The sequence below is a fragment of the Phytomonospora sp. NPDC050363 genome (assembly GCF_040655735.1).
GTDB lineage: Bacteria > Actinomycetota > Actinomycetes > Mycobacteriales > Micromonosporaceae > Phytomonospora.
On the sequence record NZ_JBFAKK010000018.1, the window covers coordinates 25,073 to 50,850 of the forward strand.

General features: G+C 72.0%; 21 protein-coding genes and 1 pseudogene. 9 read left to right on the forward strand and 13 right to left on the reverse strand.

Annotation, left to right across the window (positions count from 1 at the left end; translation table 11 throughout):
• Positions 1-18 precede the first annotated feature (18 nt).
• On the forward strand, positions 19-543 hold the full coding sequence (locus AB0I28_RS34895) for a hypothetical protein (protein ID WP_357500003.1): 525 nt from the start codon (positions 19-21) through the stop codon (positions 541-543).
• 62 nt (positions 544-605) lie between these two features.
• Here the strand turns inward: AB0I28_RS34895 and AB0I28_RS34900 are convergent, their stop codons facing one another.
• Entirely contained in the window at positions 606-1,052 is a 447-nt protein-coding gene (locus tag AB0I28_RS34900) for a TIGR02611 family protein (RefSeq protein WP_357500004.1), read from the reverse strand.
• 214 nt (positions 1,053-1,266) lie between these two features.
• Between AB0I28_RS34900 and AB0I28_RS34905 the strand changes: the two genes are divergently transcribed.
• Positions 1,267-1,704 (forward strand): SsgA family sporulation/cell division regulator, encoded by a 438-nt coding sequence (locus tag AB0I28_RS34905; protein WP_357500005.1) that lies wholly within the window; start codon positions 1,267-1,269, stop codon positions 1,702-1,704.
• Between the two features lie 41 nt (positions 1,705-1,745).
• Here the strand turns inward: AB0I28_RS34905 and AB0I28_RS34910 are convergent, their stop codons facing one another.
• The gene (locus tag AB0I28_RS34910) at positions 1,746-2,627 is read right to left on the reverse strand and encodes a GNAT family N-acetyltransferase (protein ID WP_357500006.1); all 882 of its coding nucleotides are present in this window, start codon (positions 2,625-2,627) and stop codon (positions 1,746-1,748) included.
• Positions 2,627-4,177 (reverse strand): histidine ammonia-lyase, encoded by a 1,551-nt coding sequence (hutH, locus tag AB0I28_RS34915; RefSeq protein ID WP_357500007.1) that lies wholly within the window; start codon positions 4,175-4,177, stop codon positions 2,627-2,629. The genes AB0I28_RS34910 and hutH overlap by 1 nt, the downstream gene beginning before the upstream one ends.
• A gap of 94 nt (positions 4,178-4,271) precedes the next feature.
• Between hutH and AB0I28_RS34920 the strand changes: the two genes are divergently transcribed.
• A complete protein-coding gene (locus AB0I28_RS34920) occupies positions 4,272-5,099 on the forward strand; it encodes a TrmH family RNA methyltransferase (protein ID WP_357500008.1) in 828 nt (275 codons plus the stop codon).
• Positions 5,100-5,118: 19 nt separating this feature from the next.
• Here AB0I28_RS34920 and AB0I28_RS34925 read toward each other — a convergent pair whose 3' ends face one another.
• Together AB0I28_RS34925 and pta are read right to left on the reverse strand one after the other, a co-directional pair.
• The gene (locus AB0I28_RS34925; RefSeq protein WP_357500009.1) at positions 5,119-6,306 is read right to left on the reverse strand and encodes an acetate kinase; all 1,188 of its coding nucleotides are present in this window, start codon (positions 6,304-6,306) and stop codon (positions 5,119-5,121) included.
• Between the two features lie 9 nt (positions 6,307-6,315).
• Positions 6,316-8,394 carry a phosphate acetyltransferase gene (gene pta / locus AB0I28_RS34930; RefSeq protein ID WP_357500010.1) on the reverse strand — a complete coding sequence of 693 codons (2,079 nt, stop codon included), beginning with the start codon at positions 8,392-8,394 and terminating at the stop codon, positions 6,316-6,318.
• A 254-nt stretch (positions 8,395-8,648) separates the two neighbouring features.
• Between pta and AB0I28_RS34935 the strand changes: the two genes are divergently transcribed.
• On the forward strand, positions 8,649-9,869 hold the full coding sequence (locus tag AB0I28_RS34935) for an MFS transporter (protein ID WP_357500011.1): 1,221 nt from the start codon (positions 8,649-8,651) through the stop codon (positions 9,867-9,869).
• A complete protein-coding gene (locus tag AB0I28_RS34940) occupies positions 9,866-11,209 on the forward strand; it encodes an MFS transporter (RefSeq protein ID WP_357500012.1) in 1,344 nt (447 codons plus the stop codon). Before AB0I28_RS34935 ends, AB0I28_RS34940 begins: the two co-directional genes overlap by 4 nt.
• Here the strand turns inward: AB0I28_RS34940 and AB0I28_RS34945 are convergent.
• From AB0I28_RS34945 to AB0I28_RS34955, 3 genes are read right to left on the reverse strand one after another with little or no spacing between them, the layout of a single operon-like run.
• Positions 11,206-13,677, reverse strand: a complete 2,472-nt coding sequence (locus tag AB0I28_RS34945; protein WP_357500013.1) for an FtsX-like permease family protein — start codon at positions 13,675-13,677, stop codon at positions 11,206-11,208. The two genes, AB0I28_RS34940 and AB0I28_RS34945, sit on opposite strands and share 4 nt — an antisense overlap.
• Complete coding sequence (locus AB0I28_RS34950; protein WP_357500014.1) at positions 13,674-14,408, reverse strand: ABC transporter ATP-binding protein; 735 nt, start codon at positions 14,406-14,408, stop codon at positions 13,674-13,676. The genes AB0I28_RS34945 and AB0I28_RS34950 overlap by 4 nt, the downstream gene beginning before the upstream one ends.
• A complete protein-coding gene (locus AB0I28_RS34955; RefSeq protein ID WP_357500015.1) occupies positions 14,405-14,644 on the reverse strand; it encodes a hypothetical protein in 240 nt (79 codons plus the stop codon). The genes AB0I28_RS34950 and AB0I28_RS34955 overlap by 4 nt, the downstream gene beginning before the upstream one ends.
• Positions 14,645-14,817: 173 nt before the next feature.
• On the opposite strand from AB0I28_RS34955, the gene AB0I28_RS34960 reads away from it, so the two are divergent.
• From AB0I28_RS34960 to AB0I28_RS34970, 3 genes are all read left to right on the forward strand, one after another.
• Positions 14,818-16,068 (forward strand): sensor domain-containing protein, encoded by a 1,251-nt coding sequence (locus tag AB0I28_RS34960; RefSeq protein WP_357500016.1) that lies wholly within the window; start codon positions 14,818-14,820, stop codon positions 16,066-16,068.
• Entirely contained in the window at positions 16,056-16,709 is a 654-nt protein-coding gene (locus AB0I28_RS34965; RefSeq protein ID WP_357500017.1) for a response regulator transcription factor, read from the forward strand. The genes AB0I28_RS34960 and AB0I28_RS34965 overlap by 13 nt, the downstream gene beginning before the upstream one ends.
• A gap of 63 nt (positions 16,710-16,772) precedes the next feature.
• On the forward strand, positions 16,773-17,531 hold the full coding sequence (locus AB0I28_RS34970) for a hypothetical protein (RefSeq protein ID WP_357500018.1): 759 nt from the start codon (positions 16,773-16,775) through the stop codon (positions 17,529-17,531).
• A 54-nt stretch (positions 17,532-17,585) separates the two neighbouring features.
• Here AB0I28_RS34970 and AB0I28_RS34975 read toward each other — a convergent pair whose 3' ends face one another.
• From AB0I28_RS34975 to AB0I28_RS34995, 5 genes and pseudogenes are all read right to left on the reverse strand, one after another.
• Positions 17,586-18,185, reverse strand: coding sequence for a hypothetical protein (locus AB0I28_RS34975; protein ID WP_357500019.1), 600 nt, complete (start codon positions 18,183-18,185; stop codon positions 17,586-17,588).
• A 183-nt stretch (positions 18,186-18,368) separates the two neighbouring features.
• Positions 18,369-19,160, reverse strand: a complete 792-nt coding sequence (locus AB0I28_RS34980; RefSeq protein WP_357500020.1) for an alpha/beta hydrolase — start codon at positions 19,158-19,160, stop codon at positions 18,369-18,371.
• A pseudogene (locus AB0I28_RS34985) lies at positions 19,103-19,681 on the reverse strand (DUF998 domain-containing protein); the annotation flags it as partial. The gene AB0I28_RS34980 and the pseudogene AB0I28_RS34985, both read right to left, overlap by 58 nt.
• Positions 19,678-22,992: a bifunctional lysylphosphatidylglycerol synthetase/lysine--tRNA ligase LysX gene (gene lysX / locus AB0I28_RS34990; protein WP_357500021.1), complete on the reverse strand. Its 3,315-nt coding sequence runs from the start codon at positions 22,990-22,992 to the stop codon at positions 19,678-19,680. The pseudogene AB0I28_RS34985 and the gene lysX, both read right to left, overlap by 4 nt.
• Before the next feature lie 194 nt (positions 22,993-23,186).
• On the reverse strand, positions 23,187-24,320 hold the full coding sequence (locus AB0I28_RS34995) for a citrate synthase/methylcitrate synthase (protein WP_357500022.1): 1,134 nt from the start codon (positions 24,318-24,320) through the stop codon (positions 23,187-23,189).
• A gap of 330 nt (positions 24,321-24,650) precedes the next feature.
• Between AB0I28_RS34995 and AB0I28_RS35000 the strand changes: the two genes are divergently transcribed.
• Entirely contained in the window at positions 24,651-25,733 is a 1,083-nt protein-coding gene (locus tag AB0I28_RS35000) for a CapA family protein (protein WP_357500023.1), read from the forward strand.
• The last annotated feature ends 45 nt before the right edge of the window (positions 25,734-25,778 follow it).

Sequence of the window (25,778 nt, forward strand, 5' to 3'; positions counted from 1 at the left end):
GGCACCGAGGCGTTACGGTTGCGCCGGATCCTCCGCACGCCGCCGACACGGGAGGTCGCGATGGCCGGCCGCAAGCCCATGTTCACCGCCGCCGGGCATCTCGACGCGCCCCTCGCGACCGTCGCCGAGACGATCCTGCGCGTGCGCCCCGGCCCTGCTCAGGGCGACAACCTCGTCCTGCTCCAAGCGCAGGGAGTGGGCGGCGGACCGGTCAGCGGCGGACCCGACCACTTCACGCTGGAATACGCCGGCGGACGCCTCACCGTCGAGGTGGACCGCGAACGCCGCACCCTCTCGGCGCAGGGCGGCTGGTGGTACCGGGGCGAGTACACCGTCACCGCCGCCGAGGACGGCGGCACGGTCTTGACCCTGCGCGTCTACAACGTGGCCGGCAGGGGCAGCCGCTGGGCGGTGCCGCTGGCCAACAATTTCTTCCGCGGACACGGCGACAGGACCCGCGCCGCGCTCGCCGGGCAGCTGTCCGCGCTCGGCGAACGGCTGGACTGCGCCACCAGGCCCCTCGACGAGGCGCCGGAGCCCTAGGGCTTGTCCTGTGGGTCTTGTAGGCCCCGCAGTGATCCACCGGACACGCCCTTGGCGGTGTCCTAGATCCCGAGGTGGCGGGTGACCTCGGTGACGAGGTTGATGTCGAAGCTCATCCACACCGACAGCCACACGACACAGCCGACGAAGATCAGCCCGGCCAGCCCGATGAGGAACTTGACCGTCCAGTGCTGCCGCCCGACCCAGTGCAGCCAGCGGGTGAGCTGGTGCTTGGTGAAGGTGAACAGGCGGTGGGCCCAGGCGAACTCGAGGGCCAGGATCGCCAGCCCGGCGAGCACGATCGCCCAGCCGGGGCCGGGGAAGGGGATGAGCACGAAGCCGAGTGCCATCACCGCGAATCCGGCGATGCCGATGACTATTTTGAGCGTGAGCCGGCCCGAGCGGGTTCGGCGCACGCGGTCGAGACGCCCGTGGATGCCCGTCCTGGGCTCCTCGGTCGCCTCGGCCGGCGGAGCCTTCGACTCTTCGGCGGCCGTTCCGTCTCTCATTGATCACCCCTCTTGCGGATCTTTTTGACGGTACCGTTTTTGTCGGGGACAAGAACCCGACAGTCCGGTTTGAGATGGTCCGTGGGTACTTCACCCGGACGTGTTTTTCCAAGTCCGAGCGATCAGCGGGCGCGGGCCCTTCGTGGGTGGTAAGACCACAAGTGAACAGATGGTGGGCTCCGGGAAGGGCCCGCCCAAGTGCCGGGGGGCAGACATGGCTACGACACAACCGGTCACCATCGAGGTGGACACGTCGATGCGCCTGGTCGCGCCCGATTTCGCCACCCTCGCCGTGCGGGCGAGCCTACGCTACGACCAGCGCGATCCTTACGCCGTGCACGTGGTGTTCCACCCCGATGGCGAGGGCGGCGAGCCGATCAGCTGGTCCTTCGCCCGCGAGCTGCTGTCCACCGGCCTCACCGAGCCCTCGGGCATCGGCGACGTGCGGGTGTGGCCGTGGAGCACACCGCGAGGAGAGGCGATGGCGCTGGCGCTGTCGTCTCCCGACGGCAACGCGCTGTTCGAGGTACCGCGCAACGTGCTCACCCGCTTCCTGCGGCGCACGTACGGCGTGGTCCCGCGCGGACGCGAATCGGAGCACCTGGACGTCGACGCGGCCCTCACGCGGCTGCTGGCCGAACGCGAGCGCTAGAACCGACGGGGCGCCGCCCGGGGAGGACGGCGCCCGCCTGTTCAGGCCGTGAGGTCGGCGCCGCGGTAGCGCCGCACGACCTCGTACCCGAGCTTGGCGTAGAGATTGATCGCGACGGAGTTGTGCCCGTGCACGTTCAGCATCATCCGGCCGTCCCCCGCGGCCATGGCGAGGTTCTCCCCGTGCCACATCGCCGCACGACCGTAGCCCTTGCCGCGGTGCTCGGCGGAGGACTCCACGTCGAAGACGAAGGACGTGTCCGGCTGGTAGCCGTGCTTGACCCAGATCGTGGCGACGGTCTCGCCGTCGACGGTCAGGCGCGCCAGTGAGTGGCCCGGCGTGTCGGGTCCCTGCGGCAGTAGCTCACCGAACTCCCTGACCGACCGCTCGTAGGCCTCCTCGTAGGTCCCGAAACTCGACGCGGCGGTGATCTCGGCATACCCGACGACGGAGTGCTCGTGCCACTCGTCGTAGGCCGCGCCGGTCAGCGGCTCGGCGACGATCCCGGCGGGCAGCTCGCGCTTCCCGTCGAGGTCGATGCCCATGTGCTGGGCGATGAGCTTGTACTCGCCGAACAGAGCCTCGGCGGCGGGGTCGTCGCCCCGGTAGCCGATGTTGAGGGCACGGGAGCCCTGCTCGCGTCCCCAGGCGAGAGCCAGCGCGAGGGCGGCCCTGGCGTGGCCCTTGCGGCGGTGGGCGGGGTCGATCAGCACGTCGGTCAGGATCGTCTCGGTGCTCTCACCGGCCTTGACCAGCGTCAGGGCGAGCGCACCGACGGTCTCGCCGTCGGCTTCGAGCATGTAGACGGGGGCCTTGATCGCCCGGGCGCGGTTCTCGGCCTGCCTGTTGCCCGGTTCCAGGCGCGATGTCCAGTCGCTCTCCCAGGACGCGTTCTCCTCGGGGGTGGCTTCGCGAAGATTCATCAGCGGAGCGTATCCACCACCGCCGAGGCGCACGAGACGATTTCGCTCAGCATCGCGCGCACCGCCTCGATCTGGGAGGCCATCTCGCGGTCGACCATCATGGGCTCGACGTCGCGGCGTACGAGCCGGTGCACGGCGCCGGTGGCCGGTCCGGGTTCGGCGATGTCGGAGCGCAGGTCGAGGGCCTGGGAGGCGCACAGGATCTCGATGGCCAGGACGGTGCGGGTGTTGTCGATGACCTCGTGGGCCTTGCGGACGCCGTGCCAGCCCATCGACACGTGGTCCTCCTGGTTTCCCGAGGTCACGATCGAGTCGACGCTCGACGGGTGGCACAGGACCTTGCTCTCGCTGACGACGCTGGCCGCGGTGTACTGGGCGAGCATGAAGCCGGAGTTGGTGCCGGCGTCGGGCGCGAGGAACGGCGGGAGACCGCGCGAGGTCGCCGGGTCGAGCATCCGGTAGACGCGCCGCTCGGCGATGCTGCCGAGCTCGGCGACGGCCATGGCGAGCGCGTCGGCGGCGAAGGCGATGGGCTGGCCGTGGAAGTTGCCGGTGCTCATCACCTCGTAGCCGCCGTTGTTGTCGGTGACGACGACGGGGTTGTCGACGATGGAGCCGAGTTCGATGGTGAGGACGCGGCGGCAGTGCGCGATGAGGTCGCGGGCGGAGCCGTGGACCTGCGGGGCGCAGCGCAGCGAGTAGGAGTCCTGCACGGCGTGGTCGGACCAGCGGTGGCTGGCCAGGAGCGGGCTGTCGGCGAGCAGGGCGCGCAGGTTCGCGGCCGAGTCGAGCTGTCCGGGGTGGGGGCGGATGACCTGGACGCGTTCGTCGTAGGCGCGGTCGGTGCCGAAGAGGGCCTCGACGGACATGGCGCAGCCGATGTCGGCGAGGGCGCACAGTTCCTCGGCCGCGACGATCGCCAGGGCCAGTACGGCCTGCATCGGTTCGGTGCCGTTGATGAGGGACAGGCCCTCCTTCGGCTCCAGCGCCAGCGGGGTGAGGCCGTGCTCGGCGAGGACCTCGGCCGCGGGGCGGCCCTCGGCGGGGTCGCCGGGTGCCTTGAGGCGGCCTTCGCCGATGAGGGGCAGTGCGAGGTGCGCGAGCTGCGCGAGGTCGCCGGAGGCTCCCACGGAGCCCTTCTCGGGGATCACGGGGAGCAGGTCGCGGTCGAGGAGGGCGATGAACAGCGCGGGCAGGTCGACGCGGACGCCGGAGTGCCCGGCCGACAGGGTGCGCGCGCGCAGGAGGAGCAGCGCCCGGACCACCTCGTCGGGGAGGGGCCTGCCGACGGCGGCGGCGTGGCTGCGCACGAGGGCGAACTGGAGGGCGGCGAGGTCGTCGGCGCCGATCGTGGTATCGGCGAGCGCGCCGAACCCGGTGGTGACGCCGTAGACGACGTCCTTGCGGCTGACGGCGTCGACGACGACGCCCCTGCTCGGGGCCATCCGTTCGGCGAGCCCGGGGCCCAGTGAAACACGCGCACGGCGTTGTGCGACATCGACGACGTCTTCTACCGTGAGCGCGTCTCCGGTCAATAGAAGATCACGCATAGGCAGACCATAACCGCCGTCCTTCCCGCTCGGTCGCGGCGGGCGATGATCCGGCCCGTAGTCTTGGGCGATCGAGCGGCGAGGGGAGTCAAGGGTGGGCGGGCTGCACGTGGGTCGGCGCAACGCGACCTTTCAGCACTGGCAGACGCTGTTGTCGAACCGGAAGAAGCGCCAGCGTGCCGGGGAGTTCCTGGTGCAGGGGGTCCGGCCGATCACGCTCGCGGTGAGCACGGGCTGGCCGCTGGTGACGCTGCTGCGGCAGGACGGGCGGCGGATGTCGGACTGGGCCTCGGGGGTCCTCGACGAGGCCGGTGTGCCGGTGGTGGACGTCGCACCCGAGCTAATCGCTGAACTCGGCGAGCGGCCCGAGGAGCCGCCGGAGCTGATCGCGGTGGCGGCCGTGCCCGCCGACGACTTCGCCCGGATCGAGGTCGGCCCGGGTTTCCTCGGGGCGGTCTTCGACCGGCCGACGAATCCGGGCAACATCGGTTCGCTGATCCGCTCGGCCGACGCCTTCGGCGCCGCCGGGGTCGTGGTGACCGGGCACGCCGCCGACGTCTACGACCCGCAGTGCGTGCGTGCCTCAACGGGTTCGCTGTTCGCGGTGCCGACGGTGCGCGCGGCCTCCCACACCGAGGTGCTGGCGTGGGCGCGGGCGCAGCCGGGGCTGCGGATCGTGGGGACCGACGAGGCGGGTGAGGTCGAGCTGGCCGAGGCCGACCTGAGCGGCCCGACGCTGCTGCTGGTCGGCAACGAGACGGCCGGCCTGAGCCAGGCGTGGCGGGAGTCGTGCGACGTGCTGGTGCGCATCCCGATGGGCGGTACGGCGAGTTCGCTCAACGCCGCCAACGCCGGTTCGATCGCGCTGTACGAGGCCGGGGTCCAGCGCCGGGGGGCCAGGCGGGGCCAGGCCGTGTCCTAGGGCACGCACAAGACGCCTTTCAGCCTCCGCCGACCACACCTAGCACGCTCTCGGCGATCTCGAGTTCCTCGTTGGTGGGCACGACCAGGACCGCGATCGGTGACCCGGGCGCGGAGACGATCGGCTCGTTGCGGTCGTTGCGGTCGGCGTCGAGCCGGATGCCGAGGTCGCCGAGTCCTTTGAGGGCCGTCGCGCGGACCAGCGGGTTGTGCTCGCCGACTCCGGCGGTGAACACGATGGCGTCGACGTGGCCGAGGGCCGCGGTGTAGGCGCCGACGTACTTGCGGATCCGGTAGCAGTAGACCTCGAAGGCGAGTTCGGCGTCGGGGTCGCCGCCGTCGACGAGCTTGAGCAGTTCGCGCATGTCGTTGACGCCGGTCAGGCCGAGCAGTCCGCTGTGCTTGTTGAGGGCGTCGTCGAGCTGGTCGACGTCGAGGCCAGCGGTGCGGCGCAGGTGGAACACGATCGCCGGGTCGATGTCGCCGCTGCGGGTGCCCATGACCAGGCCCTCCAGCGGGGTGAGGCCCATCGACGTGTCCACGCAGACCCCGCCGCGAACCGCCGAGACGCTGGCGCCGTTGCCGAGGTGCAGCACGATCACGTTGACGCCGGCCGGTTCGCTGTCGAGCAGCGCGGCGGCCCGGCGCGAGACGTAGGCGTGGGAGGTGCCGTGGAAGCCGTAGCGCCGGACGCCGTGCTCGGTGCGCCACTCCTTCGGCACGGCGTAGGTGTAGGCGTGCGGGGGCAGCGTGGCGTGGAAGGCGGTGTCGAACACCGCGACGTGCGGCACATCGGGGAACACCTCGCGGGCGACCTGGATGCCGCGCAGGTTGGCGGGGTTGTGCAGCGGGGCGAGCGCGCTCAGGTCGGAGATGACCTCGCAGACCTCGTCGGTGACGAGGGTCGGCCGGGTGAAGCGCTCTCCGCCGTGGACGACGCGGTGGCCGACGGCGGTCAGCTCGACCGTGGAGAGGTCGGGACCGGCGGCGGCGAAGGAGTGGAGCATGGCGCGCATCCCGGCGGCGTGGTCGGCGACGGGTTCGTCGCGTTCCTCGGTGCCGCCGGGCCCGTGGTGGGTGACGCGCCCGTCGGGTTCGCCGATGCGCTCGACGGCGCCTCCGGCCACGGGGACGCCTTCGGGCATGTCGAGGAGCTGGTACTTGATGGAGGACGAACCCGAGTTGACGACGAGAACCTTGGCTGACACCGAGTCTCCTTAGCTTCGGCTTCCCTCGGCGGTGATCTGTGCCTGTACGGCGGTGAGGGCGACGGTGTTGACGATGTCGTGCACGGTCGCGCCGCGCGAGAGGTCGTTGACGGGCCGGCGCAGTCCCTGGAGGACCGGACCGACGGCGACGGCGCCCGCGCTGCGCTGGACTGCCTTGTAGAGGTTGTTGCCGGTGTTGAGGTCGGGGACGACGAACACCGTCGCGCGTCCGGCGACCTCGCTGTCGGGCAGCTTCGTGGAGGCCACTCCGGCGTCGACGGCCGCGTCGTACTGGATGGGGCCCTCGACGGGCAGGCCCGGGGCGCGTTCGCGGACCATGGCGGTGGCGGCGCGGACCCGGTCGACGTCGGCTCCCGAGCCGGAGGCGCCGGTGGAGTAGGACAGCATCGCCACGCGCGCATCGACCCCGAAGGCCTCGGCGGTGACCGCCGAGGACACGGCGATGTCGGCGAGCTGCTCGGCGGTGGGTTCGGGGATGACGGCGCAGTCGCCGTAGACGAGGACGCGGTCGGCGAGGCACATGAAGAAGACGCTGGAGACCACCTCGGTGCCCGGGAGGGTCCGGATGATCTCGAAGGACGGGCGGATGGTGTGCGCGGTGGTGTGCGCGGCACCGGAGACCATGCCGTCGGCGAGCCCGTCCTGGACCATCATCGTGCCGAAGTAGGAGACGTCGGTGACGATGTCGAGGGCCTGTTCGGCGGTGACCCCTTTGTGGGCGCGGATGCGGGCGTACTCGGAGGCGAAGCGTTCGCGGAGTTCGGGGTCGAAGGGGCTGGTGACGGTGGCGCCGGACAGGTCGGCGCCGAGCTGCCCGGCGAGGCGGTGCACCTCGGCGGGGTCGCCGAGGAGGGTCAGGTCCGCCACTCCCCTGCGCAGGATGATGTCGGCGGCGCGGACGATGCGGGGCTCGGTGCCCTCGGGGAGGACGATGCGGCGCTTGGCGGCGCGGGCGCGTTCGACGAGGCGGTGCTCGAACATCAGCGGTGTGACCGCCGGGGACAGTGCCAGGCGCATGCGGTCGAGGAGGACGCCCTCGTTGACGTTGGCGGCGAACAGGCCGAGGGCGGTGGCGATCTTGCCGTCGGACTCGGCGGTCATGGTGCCCCGGACGGCGTCGAGGCGTGTGGCGGTCTCGAAGGTGTCGGCCTCGGTGAGCAGGATCGGCAGGCGCGCGTCGACGCCGGCGAGGAGGCGGCGGATCTGGAGCGGCGGGCGCAGGCCGCCGGTGAGGACGACCGCGCCGACGTTGGGCACGCCCACGGCGTGGTGTGCCACGAGCAGGCCGAGGAGCAGTTCGATGCGGTCGCCGGGGGTGATGACCACGGCGCCGTCGACGAGGTGGTCGATGAGGTTCGGGAGGGTCATGGCGCCGACGAGCAGCCCGGCCGCCTCGCGGCCGAGCATGTCGCGCTCACCGGCGATCAGTTCGGCCCCGCAGGCGTCGGCGAGCTCGCCGACGGTCGGCGCGGTCAGCGCGGGCGTCTCGGGCAGGACCCACACGTCGTCGGCGGGGGCGGCGTGGCGTTCGCGGACCTCGGTGAGGTGGCGGGGCGCGACACGGTTGACGACCACACCGCAGACGGCGGCGTGCGAGGAGCCGGCCTCGGCTCGGCCGAGGGCCACGGCGGCGGCGATGTCGGCGGGCGAGCGGTCGGCGCCGGTCACCACGAGCAGGACGGGGGCGGCGAGGTTGACCGCGACACGCAGGTTGAACTCGAACTCGGTGGGCGAGGCGACGTCGGTGTAGTCGGTGCCGACCACCAGTACGACGTCACAGTGCGCAGCGAGCGCGTGGAAGCGTTCGACGATCCGGCCGATGGAGTCCTCGGAGTCGGCGTGCACGTCGTCGTAGGTGACGCCGACGCAGTCCTCGTAGGGCGCGGCGAGCTTGAAGCGGTCGCGGAGGAGTTCGATCAGGGGGTCGCGTTCACCTCCGCCGCGGGTGACCGGCCGGAACACCCCGACCACGCCCGCCTGGCGGGAAAGGAGCTCGGTGAGACCGAGCGCAACGGTCGACTTGCCGCTGGCCGCGTCGAGGGCCGCGAGGTAGAGACTCTTCGCCACTCATGCACCTTAGATCGGCTCGGCACCCACCGGCGCGGGTAACGGCCGACCGGGGTTCGCGGTCCGCACCCGCGGGACCGTCCACTGTGTATAACGCCGTCGCGGTGGGCCGGTGACGCCCGCGGCCGAGCCGAAACGATCTCGTTATCCCCTCGGACTTGACGCACGACACAGACAGACGTCAGAATGACGTCATGCCTAGTGCCGTGATTGACACTAAGGACGTCAGTACTGACGTTCCAAAGACAGCGCCCGTGACCCCGCTCCGGCGCAACCGCGACTTCCAGCTGCTGTGGAGCGGGCGCGCCGTCGCCGGACTGGGCCAGGAGGTCGCCGGGATCGCCTACCCGCTGCTGATGCTCGCCCTCACCGGCAGCGCCGGCTACGCCGGCCTCCTCGCCACCGGCCAGATCGCCGTGCAGGTCGTCGCGATCCTCCCCGCCGGCCTGCTCGCCGACCGCGTCAACCGCCGCACGATCATGATCGTCAGCGACCTCGCCCGCGCGCTGATCCTCGGCACCGTCGCGCTGGCCGTGTACGGGGGCTGGGCGACGATCCCCCTCATCATCGGCTCGGCCGTCCTGTCGTCGATGTTCGGCGCGCTGTTCAACCCCGCCTCCACCGCCGCCCTCAAGCAGCTCGTCCCGGCGAGCCAGATGACCAGCGCCCAGGCCCAGAACGAGGCCCGGATGCGCGCGACGGCGCTGATCGGCCCGCCCGTCGGCGGCTGGCTGTTCGCCGTCGGCCGCAGCATCCCCTTCGTGGTCGACGCGATCACCTACCTCGTCGCCGCCTGCGCCCTCCTCCTCATCCGCAAGCCGCTCCAGGCCCCGCGCGAGAAGCCGAAGGTCCGGGAGTCCCACTGGCGCGGAGCCACCGCCGGCATCCGCTACCTGTTCGCCAAGCCCATGCTGCGCAACCTGCTGCTGTGGTCGATGGGCATCAACCTCGCGCTCGGCGGCTTCTTCCTCGTGCTCATCGCCACCTGGCGCGACCGGGGCGCCTCCGAGGCGACCGTGGGCCTGCTCGCCGCGACCGGCACCGTCGGCGGCCTGCTCGGAGCGATGCTCGCCCCCTTCATCATCAGGCGGACCCGGCCGAGCCACCTCGTCATCGGCCTCGCCTGGTCGCTCCCGCTGATGTTCCTCTCGATGGGGCTGCTGCCCGGCGTTTTCCCGCTGGCGATCGTCTCCGCGCTCGTCGGGTTCTTCCTGCCCGCGCTGAACTCCGTAGGCTGGACCTACATCGCCTCGGGCACCCCCGACGAGCTTCAAGGGCGCGTCGGCGCCGGAGCGAACTTCCTGTCCATGCTCATCTCCCCGATCGCGCCGGTCGTGGCCGGAACCCTCTACGACGCACGGGGCACGACCCTCGCCTTCTCGGTCATGGCGGCCACCGCCCTCGTCGCCGCCCTGTTCACCCTCACCCGCCCGGTCCGCAACCTCCCCCGCCCCGAGGAAGTCGCCGCCGAATGAGCACGCTCACCGCCGAAGCACCCATGCGGGCACCGGCGCCGCCTGCCGCGCCGGTTCCCGCGCCACCGGTCCCCCTCCGCCGCAACCGCGACTTCCAGATCCTCTGGAGCGGCCGCGCCGTTTCGACACTCGGCAACGAGGTCAGCGAGCTCGCCTACCCGCTGATCATGCTGGCGGTGACCGGCAGCGCCGGGTACGCCGGCATGCTCGGCGCCGCCCAGTTGCTGACCGCCCTGCTGACCGCGCTGCCCGCCGGGCTCCTCGCCGACCGGGGCAACCGCCGGGCGATCATGATGACCGGCAACCTCGCCCGGGCGACGGCCCTCGGGGTGCTCGCCTTCGCGGTCCTCAACGGATTCGCGTCGATCCCGCTGATCATCGGCACCGCGATCGTCTCCGCCTTCTTCGGCGCGCTGTTCAACCCGGCCGCGGCCGCCGCCCTCAAGCAGCTCGTCCCGCCCTCGCAGCTGCCCGAGGCGATGGCCCAGAACCAGGCCCGCATGTTCGGCGCCGAACTTGCCGGGCCCCCGATCGGAGGCTGGCTGCTGAGCCTCGGCCGGGCGGTGCCTTTCGTCTTCGACGCGATCACCTTCGTGCTCGGCACCATCGCGCTGCTGTTCATCCGCCGGCCGCTGCAAGGGAAACGGTCGGCGACCTCCGCCCGGCGCCCCGCCCTCGGCGACCTGACCGCCGGGCTGCGGCACCTGTTCGCCGACCGCCGCCTGCGAATGCTGATGCTGTGGGCGATGGGCGTGAACTTCGCCTTCGGCGGCTTCCACCTGATCCTGATCGCCACCTGGCACAAGCGCGGCGTCGCCGACACGGCCATCGGTGTCCTCGCCGCCGTGATCGCCGTCGGAGGGCTGCTCGGCGCGCTGATGTCGGGACGCATCCTCAAGTCCGCCCGCCCGACGCCGCTGATCATCGGCCTGGCCTTCTGCGTGCCGTTCCTGGTCGCCGCGCTCGGCGTGATCCCCGGGACACTGGCGATCGCCGTGCTCTGCTGCGCGATCACGTTCTTCGTGCCCGCGCTCAACACCCTCGTCTTCACCTACGTCGTCTCCGGCACGCCCGACGAACTGCAGGGCCGGGTCAGCGCCGGGGCCGCCTTCCTCGCCCAAGGTCTCCAGCCGCTGGCCCCGCTGCTGTTCGGAACGGTCTTCGACCTCGGCGGGCCGCCGGCCGCCTTCGGCGTGATGGGCGGGGTGACGCTGGTGGCGGCCCTCGCGACGCTGAGCCGCCACCTCCGCGGGCTACCGCGCCCAGGGGAACTGGCGGAGGTTCAGGGCGCGTCCGGTGGATCACAGCGGGGCACACAAGACCCACAGGACGAGCCCTAAGCGCCCGCCACCCCCCGCAGCACCCGCCGGGCCGGGAGCACCGTGGCCGCGTAGGCCGTCGCCATCACCACCGCGCACACCGCCGGAGGCACCCACCACGGCCCGGCCGCGATCGGCGTGCCGAGCAGCCCGACGCCGAGGAACAGCATCGGCGGGGCCGAGAGCACCAGACCGGCCGCGCAGGCGCCGAGCCCGTACCAGAGGCCCTCCCGGCGGATCATCGCCCGCAGCTGGGCGGGGCTCGCGCCGGCGAAGCGCAGCGCGCCGAACTCCCCGCCGCGCCGGGCCGTCGCGGCCACCAGGCTGTTGGTCACGCCGAGCAGGACGTAGCCGAGCAGGCCGCCGACCACCACGAAGTTGAGCCACATCTGCGGGGTCACCTCGGCGGCGACCTCACGGGGTCCATCGCCGACGACTGCTCCGGGCACGCCGTCGAGCGCTGCCCGGACGGTACCGGGGTCGGTGCCGCCGACGAGGACGGACTCGTAGAGCGAGCCGGAGGGGTAGGCGACGTCGGGCGAGAGCACGAAGTTCCCGTAGCCGAGTTCGCGGTCGTAGACGGCCGCGACGGTGACGTCGGTGCGGGTGCCGTCGGCGAGGATCACCTCGGTGGTCTCGCCGGGCGCGAGATCGTGCCAGAACGCGAAGGTGCCGGCGACGGCCACGGTGTCGCCGGTGAGCGCGCTCATGGCGCCTTCCTCGACGCCGAGGTCGACGAGTCCTTCGGCGTCGGCGCCCAGGACCGTGGCCGGGTGGGCGTCGGCCCGCTCCTTGCCGTCCTCAAGATGCGGGAAGAGCACGGTGGTGGTGTCGCGGACGGCGACCTGCGCGCCGGGGATGGCGCGCAGGGCGTCGAGGGCGTAGTCGGGGACTCCGCCGAGCGCGGGCGCGGTGACGACGACGGCGCCGAGGTCGCTGTCGTCGAGATCCTGTTCGACGGCGGCCTGCGGGGAGGTCTGGGCGAAGGTGTAGGTGATCGCCAGGGTCACGGCCATGGCCAGGCCGGTCAGTGCGCCGGCTCCCCGGGAGGCGTAGGCGCGCAGGTTCTGCGCGGCCAGCCAGCCCGCGGTCGCCTTGCCCCGGGCGAGGCGGCCGGCGAGGAATCGCGCGGACTCCCGCAGGATCGCCGGCCCGGCGAGGGTCAGCCCGATGACGGCGACGATCCCGGCCGTGCCGGTTCCGGCGACGCCGGCCAGGCTGCGGAGGAACAGCGGCACCGCCGACATGACGAAGGCCAGGCCGATCAGCGCGAGGCCGATGGCGGTCCGCACGCGCGAGGCCTGGCGCGGCTCGGTCTCGGTCTGCGCGACGGCCTCGGTGGCGGGCATCCGCGAGACCCGCATCGCCGCTCCCCTCGCGGCGAGGCCGGCCATCGCGACGAAGAGGATCGCGGCCACGGCGGCCGGGGCCGGACCGGTGACCAGCGGCAGCTCGGGCGGGATGACGCCGAGTTCGACGAACCATTCGCGGGCACGGCTCGCGAGCAGGTAACCGCCGAAGATGCCGGGCGGCAGAACGACGAGGGTCGCCAGGGTGCCCTGGATCGCCGCGAGGGTGCGCACCTGCCGGGGTGTCGCGCCGACGGCCCGCAGGAGCGCCAGGTCGCGGCGTTGTCCGGCGACGCCGACGGCGAGGGCGCCGGTGACGATGAAGCCGACGATCATGAGGATCACGCCCGCCAGCGCGCCCGACAGGGCGATGAGCAGGCCCCGGCCGGCGCCGGCGGCGAGTGATTCGACGTCGCCGCGATCGCCTCCGGTGGCGACGGTCAGGCCGCTTCCGGCGAGAGCGGCGCGGACCTCGTCGGCGGCCCGCCCACCGTGTTCCGGGTCCGACCACAGGGCGATGAGGTCGACCTCGCCCACGCGGCCGGCGAGCACGGCGGCCGTGGCGTCGGGGAAGTAGGCGCCCGGTGGGGCGCTCTCCAGGATGCCGGTGAGCACGTAGACGGTGCGCTGTCCACCGGCGACGACCTCGACGCGGTCGCCGGGCCGGGCGCCGAGGGCGTCGGCGGTGGCCGCGTCGACGGCGATCTGGTCGGGGGCGGTGGGGGCCTCCCCGGTGAGCTCCGGCAGTGCGGGGAGGGCGGCCGAGGACCAGCCGTGTCCGCCTCCGGAGGCGACGGGCTCACCGTCGTGGAGCACGGTGGCGGGGAAGCTCAGGTCGCCGACGGCGTGGGTGATGCCGGGCAGTCCGGCCAGGCTCGCGACGAGTCCGGCGGGGACCGGAGCGCGTTCGGGGAGGGGGACGTCGATGTCCTCCACCTGCTCAACCGTCTGCGGCGCGGCGACGAGGATGTCGGCCGACCCCAGCCGCCCGGTCGGCGCCTGCCCGCGCAGGCCGGTCTCGGCGAGGCTCGCGGTGGCGGTGACCGCGGCGGCCCCGAACAGGACGGCGACGGCCACGGCGATCAGGCCGCCGACGCGGCGGCGGGACATCGACAGGGCGATGGGGAGCAGCTTCCTCATGCCGCCGCCCCCGCCCACGCCCGGCCGAGACGCGCGGCGAGCTCGCCGGCGCCGGCGCCCTTGAGCACCTCGGTGATCCGGCCGTCGGCCATGACGACGGTGTCGTGGGCGCGGGCGGCCGCCGCGGGATCGTGCGTCACCATCACGACGGTCTGACCGAGGTCCTCGGCGAGAGCGGCCAGCAGGTCGAGGATCTGTGCGGCGTTGGCGGAGTCGAGGGCGCCGGTCGGCTCGTCGGCGAAGACGACGGCGGGACGGGCGGCCAGGGCGCGCACGACGGCGACGCGCTGCCGCTGTCCGCCGGAGAGTTGCGACGGCGCGCGGTGCAGGAGGCCGTCGAGACCGACCCTGCGCACGAGCCCGTCGAGCCACCGCCGGTCCGGCTCGCGCCCGGCGAGCCGCAGCGGGAGGGTGATGTTCTGCTGGACGTTGAGGGAGGGCACGAGGTTGTAGGACTGGAAGACGAAGCCGACCCGCTCGCGGCGGACCACCGCCCGGCGGGCCTCCTTGAGCGCGCTGATCTCGATCCCGCCGACCGTGACACTGCCCGACGTGGGCACGTCGAGGCCGGAGGCGCAGTGGAGCAGAGTGCTCTTGCCGGAACCGGACTGGCCCATCACGGCGAGGAAGGCGCCGCGCGGAACCTGGAGCGAGACGTCGTCGAGGGCGAGCACACCGCCCTTGTAGGCGCGGGTGACTCCGCGCAGGACCACGGCGTGTTCGGCGCTCACCGGCGGCGTCCCTTCACGTGGGAGACGACCAGGGCGACGATGCAGACGACGCCGACACTGCCGCAGAGGATGCCGATGAGATCGCGGCCCAAGAGGTTCGACGTGACGTTGCCGCCGACGGCGGCGATCATCACGATCCACAGCAGCGAGCGCAGCGCGGTGCGCCCGGGGCGGGATTCGGCGCGGTCGCGGTTCGGTGGGGCTGGTGCGTCGGTGATCCGGTACGGGTCGCTCATCGTCGTCCAATCGCTGGTCGGGGGTTCTTCCGGGTATGCCGACCACGCTATGGAGCCGACGGCGGCCTGCCGATACAGCTGATTACCGTTTCCAGGTAGCGCCTGCTGTACTTTTCGGTCCCCGGAGGCCGCCGGACGAGACGGCCGGCCTGCCGCGACGTACCGTGACGGCCGTGGAGGAGAGCTCGCGACACTGGCTGCGGGGCCGTCTGAGGGCGGCCGTCGCGGCGTGGCTTCGCCTGGGCGCCGGGCTGGTCACATCGATGGCGGCGATGGCCGCCGTGGTGGGCCTGCTCGTGGTGGCGGCGACCTCGCTGATCAGCGTCGGCCTGCCCGCGCTGCCCTATGCGCTGAAATTCGTTCGCGCCATCGCCGACCGTGAGCGCGCGCACCTGTCGAGCACCGGTCCCCCGGTCCCCTCCCCCTACCGGCCGCTGCCCGAGGGGTGGGGCCCGACCATGCGCACCGCACTCGCCGACCCGGCGACCCGCCGCGACCTGCTGTGGCTGGTGCTGCGAATGTGCTTCTTCTTCGTCTCGACGATCGGGCTGGCGCTGCCGTTGAGCGCGGTCCGCGACGCGACCATCCCCTTGTGGTGGACGCTGGTCCCCCACGGTGAGGCCGGCGGCGCCTTCGGCATCGAGGTCGTCAGCTGGACGGGCGCGATCGCGGTGGCGGTGGCCAGCCCGGTGTGGATCTTCCTGTCGGTGGTCCTCCTGCCTCCCCTGGCCCGGCTGTCCGACGCGATGGGCCGCCGCTACCTGTCACCGCGGTCCGATGTGGACCTCTCGGCCCGGATCAGTGAACTGACCGCGACCCGCGCCGCCGCCCTCGACGCGCACACCGCCGAACTGCGCCGCATCGAGCGCGCGCTCCACGACGGCGCGCAGAACCGGCTGGTGGGCGTCGCCGTCCTCACCGGCGCGGCGCGGCGTGCCGTCGCGCGCGACCCCGCCGCCGCCGACGCGCTGCTCGAACGCGCGCAGACCGGCGCCGAGGAGGCGCTGGCCGAACTGCGCGCGGTCATCCGCGGGATCCTCCCGCCGATCCTCGACCAGCGCGGTCTCGACGGCGCCCTCGCCGCGCTCGCCGCGGGCTGCGCGGTCCCCTGCGACGTGGAGGTCGACATCCCCGGCCGCTGCCCGACCTCCGTCGAGGCCACGGCCTACTTCGTGGTCGCCGAGGCCCTCACCAACGTGTCGAAGCACAGCCGCGCCACGCACGCCTCGGTCGCCGTCCGCCGTGACGGGAACGTGCTGCGCGTCAAGGTCTCCGACGACGGCGGGGGCGGCGCCGAGGAGCAACGCGGCTCGGGTCTGCGCGGTCTCAAAGGGCGCGTCTCGGCGCACGACGGGACCGCGCGCATCACCAGCCCGGCAGGCGGGCCGACAATCATCGACGTGGAGCTGCCATGCGGATCGTGATCGCCGAGGACGACGCCCTCCTGCGCGAAGGGCTCTCGCTGCTGCTGGCCGGGGAGGGCTTCGACGTCGTCGCCGCCGTCGGCGAGCCCGCCGGCCTGCTCACCGCCATCGACGAGCACCGGCCCGACATCGCCGTCGTCGACGTGCGCATGCCGCCGACCCACACCGACGAGGGCATCCGCGCCGCCGTCGAGGCACGGCGGCGGCACCCGGGACTGGCGGTGCTGGTCCTGTCGGCCTACGTCGAGCAGAGCTTCGCCACCGACCTGCTCGCCGACGGTGCGGGCCGGATCGGCTACCTGCTCAAGGAACGGGTCGGCCGGGTGGAGACCTTCGTGACCGCGCTGGAGCGCGTCGTGGCGGGCGGCACCGCCATCGACCCCGACGTGGTGGCCCAGTTGTTCGCCGCGAGGCGGGCGGGCGACCCGCTCGACCGGCTGAGCGCCCGCGAGCGCGAAGTGCTGGGGGCGATGGCCGAGGGGCTGGGCAACACGGCGATCGCCGAGCGCCTGTTCGTCACCGCCAACGCCGTCCACAAGCACATCCGCAGCATCTTCGCCAAGCTGGAGCTGGCCCCCGACGACCGCACCGACCGGCGTGTGGCGGCGGTCCTTCGGTACCTGGAGGGGACGCGCCGGTAGGAGCCCGGCCACGAGCACGGGTATTCGCGCGCGGGCGTCACAGGCACCGGCGAGACTGATCACGTGCACACCTGGTTCCGGAACACGATCATCGAGCCCGGACTCGTCCCCCTCTTCTGCTTCTTCGTGGCCATGATCGTCGGCTTCGGCTTCATCCGGCTGTCCGTGCGGCTCATCCGCGCGCAGGTGCGGTGGTGGCCGGGCAACGTGACGCCGGGAGGCCTGCACATCCACCATGTCGTGTTCGGCGTGGTCTTCATGCTCATCGGCGGCGTCGCGGGGCTGACCGTACCCGAGGAACTGGTCGGCTGGCGCTCGGTGATGGCCGCGCTCTTCGGCATCGGCGCGGCCCTCGTCCTCGACGAGTTCTCGCTGATCCTCCACCTCAAGGACGTCTACTGGTCGGAGGAGGGCCGCACCTCCGTCGACGCGGTGTTCGTCGCCGTCGCCCTCACCGGGCTGCTCCTGCTGGGTTTCCGGCCGATCGGCGTCGCCGACTCCCTGGACCTGCGCGGCGAGCCCTACGCTCTCCCCTTGAGCATCGCCGTGACGCTGCTCAACCTCGGCTTCGCGGTGATCACGCTTCTGAAGGGCAAGATCTGGTCGGGCCTGCTCGGCCTGCTCGTGCCGCTGTTCCTCTACGTGGGGGCGGTCCGCCTCGCGCGGCCCGGGTCCCCGTGGGCGCGGTGGCGCTACCGCCCCGGCAAGCGCCGCGGCGAGCGGAAGATGGCGGCGGCGACCTGGCGGGAGAAGCGGCTGCGCCGTCCGATCATCCGGGGCAAGATCTGGCTCCAGGAGCTGATCGCCGGACGCCACCAGTGACGAGGGTGAGCACCGCCTCCCCGGCGGTGCCCACCCGTCTGCGTCTGTGCCGTGTTACTTGATCTCGTCACCGGGCAGCACGAGTTGCGGCGGCGCCTTGCGGAAGAACTCGTTCGAGGCCGGCAGCGCGAGCAGGATGATGACGGCGAGGTAGCCGACGATCTGCAGGATGCCGCTGAGCGAGCTGAAGAGGTTGTAGAAGCTCGGCACGGCGTCGGCGGCGGCCTCGTTGACCTTGTCGTAGTCGACGCCGTTGACGGTGCCGCTGCCCAGGCCGGTCAGGGCGAACATGGCGGCACCGCAGAGCAGGAAGATCCCGCTGAGGACCCACGTGGCGATGCGGGTGCCGTTCACGCCGCGGCGGTTGAAGACGCCGAGGACGGCGTAGGCGGCGGCGAGCAGGAGGCCGATGATGCCGCCGATGGTCGTGAAGCTGCTGCTGCTGTCCATCGAGTCGATCACGTCCTGCGGGGCCTGCTGACGCTTGAGCTCCTCAAGGGCCGCGTCGGTACTGTCCTTGGCGTACATCATCGAGAAGATGAGGCCGAGGAGCGCCAGCGCGAGGATCGCGAACTGGATGTAGGCGGCCGTGTTGACGGTGCCGGGGGTGACCTTGCGCTCCGGCTGAGCCGTTTGCGGGGTGAACTCAGACATGTACCTCTCCGATGATTACTGGGCACGCCGTGGACGCGACGTTGTCTCGTGACTTCATGTGCCCCTGACGCTATCGGTGTACACGCGAGTGTTCTTCCTTCTCCGGGACGACCCCGCCGCCGAGTCGCGGGGGTCCTCCTCCTCCCTGAGCAGGATCCACGGGTCCTTCCCCGCGATGAGCGCTCACTCCTCCACGGCGGCGATGGCGGCTCGTACCGCCCCGGGCCGGTCGATGTGCACCAGGTGCCCGCAGCCGGGCAGAACGCGCACCTCGGCCAGCGGAAACATCTTGGAGAGACGGACTTGCGGCACGGCGGGCATCGGCATTGCGCGGGGTGTGGCGGCGAGGATGACGACGGGCGCCTCCGGCGGCACCGTACGGCGGCGCAGGTCGATGAGGTCGGCGTTGAGCCGGTCGTAGGAGAAGTACTCCGCGACCGCCGAGGCGACCACACGCGGGTCGCGGTACCGCTGCCGGCCGACGTGGGCGACGCGCGCCGGTATGCGCGTGCGCGAATTGGCCAGCGCGGTGACGCTCCACAGGACCGGGCCGATCCGCCAGGCGACCGCGGGCCGGTTCAGCACGGCCGCCCATCCGGGGACATCGCCCTCGCCGGCGCGGGTTCGGTCCTCATAGGACGGATCGATCAGGACGAGGCCCGAGACGGGACGCAGGCGGGCGTAGGCCTCGGCGTAGCAGGCCGCCATCGAGTGCGCGACCAGGATGGGCGGGGGGCCCTCGCCGACCGCGCGGGCGATCCGGTCGACTTCCCCGTCGAGCGTGAACGGCCCCGGAAGGCCGAGGCGGTCGAGGATCCGGCCCGGACGCGGTAGGACGCCGGCCCAGCTGAACGCGCCGTCGCCGAGCCCGGGCAGGACGATAACGCCCGCTCGCACCGCTGCCACCAACCGAGCGCGGCGAGCCACGCGGAGAAGGCGAGGAGCTGAATGCGCTGCACCACACCGATGTCCCACCCGGCGATCACCGCCACGGCCACGACGAGCGAGGTCACCGCGAGCAGCACGGCCAGCCCCCACCGGACGAAGCTGCCGCTGTGCAGGGCGAACGCGAAGGCGGCGACCACGAGCGCGAGCGCCGCGATGACGCTGGCGACGGTGTGCACGTCGTCGGGGAAGGGCAGCGTCCCGGCCTGTTCGGCGGCCTTGCACTCGGCGTCGATGGACGGCGCGCAGGTCAGCGTGAACGGACCGGCGTCGAGCAGGGTGGCGATGCCGAAGACGATGACGCCGATCCAGCCGACGAAGCGGGCGCCGTGCGAGCCCTTCACGCGCAGGATCGCCACGGTCCCGGCGAGCGAGCCGGTCAGCACGTCGCCGATCCGGAAGAACCATTCGTGCGGCTGGTCGTCGGCGGCCAGTTCGCTCACGTAGGAGTGCAGCGGGTCGAGCGCCGGGTTGAGGGCCTCGCCGAAGATCCAGGTCAGGTAGGACAGGGCCGCGATGATGAGGACGGCGAATCCGGTGTTGCGTCTCACGGGCCCTCCCCCGTACCGGCCGGCCGCACCAGCGGGAACGGCAGCGTCTCGCGGATCCCGCGTCCGGTCAGCAGCATCACGAGCCGGTCGACGCCGATGCCGAGCCCACCGGTCGGGGGCATCGCGTACTCCAGCGCCGAGAGGAAGTCCTCGTCGAGCTCCATCGCCTCCGGATCGCCGCCCGCGGCGAGGAGGGACTGCTCGGTGAGCCGCCGGCGCTGCTCGACCGGGTCGATCAGCTCCGAGTAGGCCGTGCCGAGTTCGGTGCCGAAGGCCACCAGGTCCCAGCGTTCGGCGAGTCTCGGATCCCGCCGGTGCTGCCTGGTCAGCGGCGACACCTCGGTCGGGAAGTCGGTGTAGAAGGTCGGCGTGGTCGTGCGGTGCTCGACCAGTCGTTCGTAGAGTTCCAGGATCATCGCTCCTGCTCCCCAGGTCGGGTTGTAGGGAACCTTCGCACCATCGGCGAGCGCGCGCAGGCGTTCGGGCGGAGTGCCCGGGTCGACGTGCTCCCCCAATGCCGCCGAGATCGCGTCGTGGACGGTCACGACCGGCCAGTCCCCGGCGAGGTCGTGTTCGACGCCGTCGCGGACGATGACGGTGGTTCCCAGCGCGGCGCGCGCGGCGTCGCGGATGAGGGTGACGGTGAGTTCGCGCATGCCGTGGTAGTCGGTGTAAGCCTGGTAGGCCTCCAGCATGGTGAACTCGGGGTTGTGCTTGAAGGAGACGCCTTCGTTGCGGAAGGTGCGGCCGAGTTCGAAGACCTTCTCGACTCCGCCGACGCACAGCCGTTTGAGGTACAGCTCGGGGGCGATGCGCAGGTACAGGCGCATGTCGTAGGCGTTGATGTGGGTGGTGAAGGGCCTGGCGTTGGCGCCGCCGTGGACCCGCTGGAGGATCGGCGTCTCGACTTCGAGGAAGGCGCGTTCGTTGAGGGTCGAGCGCAGCGCGTGGACGGCCGCCCCGCGGGCGCGCAGGATCTCGCGGGAGTCGCGGTCGACGATGAGGTCGAGGTGGCGCTGCCGGACGCGGGCCTCGGGGTCGGACAGTCCCTTGTGCTTGTCAGGCAGGGGGCGAAGGCATTTGGCGGTCAAGGCCCACGACTCGGCGTGCACCGACAGTTCTCCGCGCCGGGTGGTGACGACCTCTCCGGCGACACCGACGTGGTCGCCGATGTCGACGGAGGCGCCGAAGCCGGTGTCGCCGGTGACCATGAGCTGGATGTCGCCGGTCCAGTCGCGGACGGTGGCGAAGATGAGCATGCCGTGGTGGCGCAGGAGCATGACCCGGCCGGCGATGCGGACCAGGTCGCCGGTGCGGGTGTCGGGCGCGAGTCCGGCGTGCCGCGCGGCGATGGCCGCGCACGAGTCGGAGCGGTCGTAGCCCACCGGGTAGGGCTCGACGCCGGCCGCGCGCAGCCTGCCGAGCTTCTCGATCCGCACGCGGGTCTGCTCGGGGAGGTCCGCGCGGTCCGCGGCGGGCACCGCCGCCGGCGTCTTCGCCGCGATCGCCTCGGCCAGTCCGGGCAGGGGGAAGGGCGCGGCCGCGCGGCCGATCGAGACGCGCCGCCGCGGCGGCGTCACGAACCCCTCGGCGATCGCCGCGGCGACACCGACCTTCGGGAGGGTGCGGCGCTCGCCGTAGCAGAGGTAGCGGGGCATCCACTGCGGGCGGTATTTGAGGTTGGATCGGTACAGCGACTCCAGCTGCCACCAGCGGGAGAAGAACATCAGCAACCCGCGCCAGGCCCGCAGGATCGGGCCGGCGCCGATCCGGGCGCCGTCTTCGAAGACCGCGCGGAACATCGCGAAGTTCAGCGAGATCCGGTCGACGCCGTGCTCGGCGGCACCGCGGGCGAGCGAGGTGACCATGAACTCCATGAGGCCGTTGTCGGCGTCGCGGTCGCGGCGCATCAGGTCGAGCGAGAGGCCGCGGTCGCCCCAGGGGACGAAGGACAGCATGGCCCGCACGGTCCCGTCGCCATCGATCGCCTCGACCAGCAGGCAGTCGCCGTCGTCGGGGTCGCCGAGCCGGGACAGGGCCATCGAGAAGCCCCGCTCGGTCGAGGTGTCGCGCCAGTCGTCGGCGCGCCGGATCGTCTCGCGGGTCTCCTCGGCCGACAGGTCGCGGTGGCGCCGGATCCGCGCGGTGTAGCCGAGGCGTTCGACCCGGGCGACGGCCTGCCGCACGGGCCGCATCTCGGCGCCGTCGAGGGTGTAGTCGCCCGGCAGCAGGATCGCCTCGTCGCCGATCTCGCGGACCCGCAGTCCCGCGTCGGCGTAGGCCTTCGCGGCGAGCTCGCTGGCGCCGAGCACGGCCGGTGTCCAGCCGTAGGCGCGGGCGTGCCGCAGCCAGGCGGCGATGACGGCGGGGAAGTCGGCGGGCTCACCGACGGGATCCCCCGCGGCGAGGCAGACGCCGGCGACGGTGCGGTAGCCGATGGCGGCGTCCCGTCGCGGCGAGAGGATCACCGACTTGTCGCGCCGGGTGGCGAAGTAGGCGAGGGAGTCGGGGGTGGTGTCGCTCGCGATCAGCGCCCGCAGCCGCACCTCCTCGTCGGGGAGGTGCTCGGCGGCCCGGCGCTGCGAACCGAACAGGGTCAGCAGGGACGCCAGCAGCGCCAGCGCGCCGAACAGCCCGATGACCAGGTTCACCCAGCCGGGCGCGTGGGTCGTGCGGTCCCAGTCGAACTTGAACACCCCGCCGAGGAGGCGCTCGACGGTGTAGGGCAGCCGCTCGGCCGGGGCGACCCTGCCGGGGAAGACGCCGACCAGCGCCCAGCCCAGGGCGGTGAACACGGCGAACAGGACCGCGTAGACCCCGGCGGCCTTCCACAGGCTCGCGCGCTGCACGCGCGCGTAGAACTCCCGGCGCGCGACCAGGAGCAGCACGATCGCCAGCAGCGACACCACGATGCCGGCGGCGAGGACCGGGATCAGGAAGCCGGGCCGCTCGACGGCCGAGCCGGCCTCCTCGGCGTAGACCTCCTCGGGCCGGGTCACGGCGAACCAGCCGATGAGCGAACCGAGGGCGAGCTGCACGAAGAAGTAGACGACCAGCAGCCACCACGCCAGACGCTTGCGGCGGGCGACGGCCGTGGCGACGATGGCGACGAAGGCCGCGTAGGCGAGGTTGGCCGGGACGGGCACGAAGACCCACTCGATGGCCTCGCGGATCGATCCGGTCCGGTGGCGCAGGGCGCTTCCGAACGCGGCCAGCGTCGACAGGAACGCGACCACCGCCAGGAGCGCGGCGAACAGTTTCGGCACCCGCGTGAGCGGCCCTTTGGTCTCGGTCGGCTCCGCCTGTCTCATTTCGCCATTGTGCTAGGCGGGCGCACCGATGTCCCGTGGATGTGGCTCAGGGTGGCGGGGATCGCCTCACGGCGAACAGTACGAAGTGGACGGACGGACCCTCGCCGGTTCCGGCCGCCGGCACGGCGAAGGCCCGGACAACGATGGTCTCCCACCGCCGTGCGGGCCCTCGGACGTCGCTTCTCGCGGACCCCTTAAGGAGCGGGGACCGGCACCGGCGGGACCTCACCGGTGTAACGGGCGCGAGGACGGATGATCTTGCTGTCCCTCGCCTGCTCCAGCACGTTCGCGGCCCAGCCGATCACACGCGAGGCGGCGAAGGTCGGCGTGAACATGTCGCGCGGGACACCGCAGTCCTCCATGACGACACCGGCGTAGAACTCCACGTTGGTGTAGAGGTTGCGGCCCGGCTTGAGCTCGGCGAGGATCTCCACGACGCGCTTTTCGACCTGCTTGGCGAACTCCACGCGCGGACCGCCCAGACTGGTGGCGACGTCGCGCAGCATCAGCGAACGCGGGTCGTCGGTCTTGTAGACGGCGTGACCGAAGCCCATCATGCGCTCGCCGTTGGTGATGGTCGTGCGCACCCACTCGTCGATGTTCTCCGGCGAGCCGATCGCGTCGAGGGCGTCGAGGGCGCGGCTGGGGGCGCCGCCGTGCAGCGGGCCGGACAGCGCGCCGATGGCGCCGACGAGGGTCGCGCCGATGTCGGCGCCGGTGGAGGCGATGACGCGGGCGGTGAAGGTCGAGGCGTTGAACCCGTGGTCGATGGTCGACATCAGGTAGGCCTCGATGGCCTTGGCGTGCTCGGGCCGGGGCTCCTCACCGGTGAGCATGTACAGGTAGTTCGCCGCGTAGGGCAGGTCATCGCGGGGCGCGATGGGCTGCATGCCGTGACGCAGGCGGTGCAGAGCGGTGAGGATCGTGGGGACGAGCGCCGACGCGAACAGCGTGTCGGCCAGGCGCGTCTCCTCGTCGATGTCGAGCAGGGGCTTCATGCCGCGGTGGGCGGCGGCGAAGGACAGCGCGGTGCGCAGGCCCTCCATCGGCACCGAACCCGACAACGCCGGCAGCAGGTCGGCGACGGCCTTCGGAAGGTGGCGCAGCGGCGTCACCTCGGCGATGAAGGCGGCACGCTGCTCAGCCGTGGGCAGTTCGCCCTTGAGCATGAGGTGCCATACGTCCTCGAAGTCGCGCTTCTCGATCAGCTCGATCGCCGAATACTGCCGGTAGTGGTAGAAACCCTCTTCACCGCGGACGTCGCCGACCTCGGTATCGGTGACGATCACGCCGGCCAGTCCGCGCGGCACCTCGATGAAAGTGGTCATGTCGACCTCCCTGTCATTCATGACGACACTGTGTGCCGGGGGTCGCCCGGCGGACACACACTCCTTCGGTAACAACCCCATTGTCAACCTTGTGAAGCGGTGGACCGCTGTCAGGGACCGTAATGTGGGCCACGCTGGGCCTCGGCACGGGATGGTTGCGCTCCCACCTGTCAAGCCGTTTGCCCATGTCGCCGCCTTGATCGATGGGCGACAAGGTGGCACCGAGTGCCTGCCTTTTCCAGAACGTCACCTGCGTCACATTTACGCAACCTTGAGCCCGCGCCGGAGCGGCCGCGCCCTCCCGGGGGCGCGCTGTGCCATGCTGCCCGCGTGCCACTCGACAAGTCCACGCGCAGAGTCCTCGCCACGACGGCGGCCGCCGCGCTGATCCTCGGCACGGCCGCGTGCGGTTCGTCCTCCGGCGGCTCCACTCCCCCGCCGGTGACGCCCGGGTCGTCCTCGGCGGCCCCGGAGGACTCCGGCGCGCCAGGCGCGGCGACGATCGCGATCGCCGGCGACGCGCACTTCATGGGACGCACCGCCGACCTCCTCGCCGACCCGGCGACGGTCTTCGGGCCGGTCGCGGAGGTCTTCACCCGCGCCGACTTCGCGATGCTCAACTTCGAGACCTCGGTCACCGACAGCGACGACGGGCAGCCCAAGCAGTACAAGTTCAAGACGACACCCGCCGCCTACGAGGCGGTGAAGGCCGCCGGCGTCGACCTGGTGAGCCTGGCCAACAACCACACGCTCGACTACGGCCGCGACGGACTGGTCGACACCCTCGACGCCGCCGAGGCGTCCGGGATGCCCGTCTTCGGCGCAGGAGCGGACATCGACGCGGCCCTGGAGCCCTACGTCGTCGACCTCAAAGGGACCAGCGTCGCCTTCGTCGGCGCCTCCCAGGTGTGGGAGCTGTGGGACACCTGGATGGCCACCGACGACGAGCCCGGCATCGCCCACGTGGCACACGAGGACCAGCTCATCGCCGCCGTCGAGGACGCCGCCGAGCGGGCCGACGTGGTGATCCTGATGATGCACTGGGGCACCGAGGGCGACAAGTGCCCCAACGACGAGCAGAAGGACTGGGCGAAGCGCCTCTCCGAGGCCGGCGCCGACGCGATCGTCGGCACCCACGCCCACCTTCTCCAGGGCGAGGGCTGGATGGGCGACTCCTATGTGGCCTACGGTCTGGGCAACTTCCTCTGGTACCGCGATGACGCCTACAGCAACGACACCGGCGTGCTGGAGCTGTCCGTCGCCGACGGCGAGCTCACCGGCACCGCCTTCGTGCCCGCCTTCATCGACGGCGACGGCCGGCCGGTGCCCTCGGAGGGCACCGAGGCGGACCGGATCACCGGGAAGCTGGCCGGCCTGCGCGGCTGCACCGGCCTGAAGGACGAGCGCGGGTAGCGGGCGATCCCCTCCGGCGCCTGCCCGGCCGTATGCGCTTGCGAG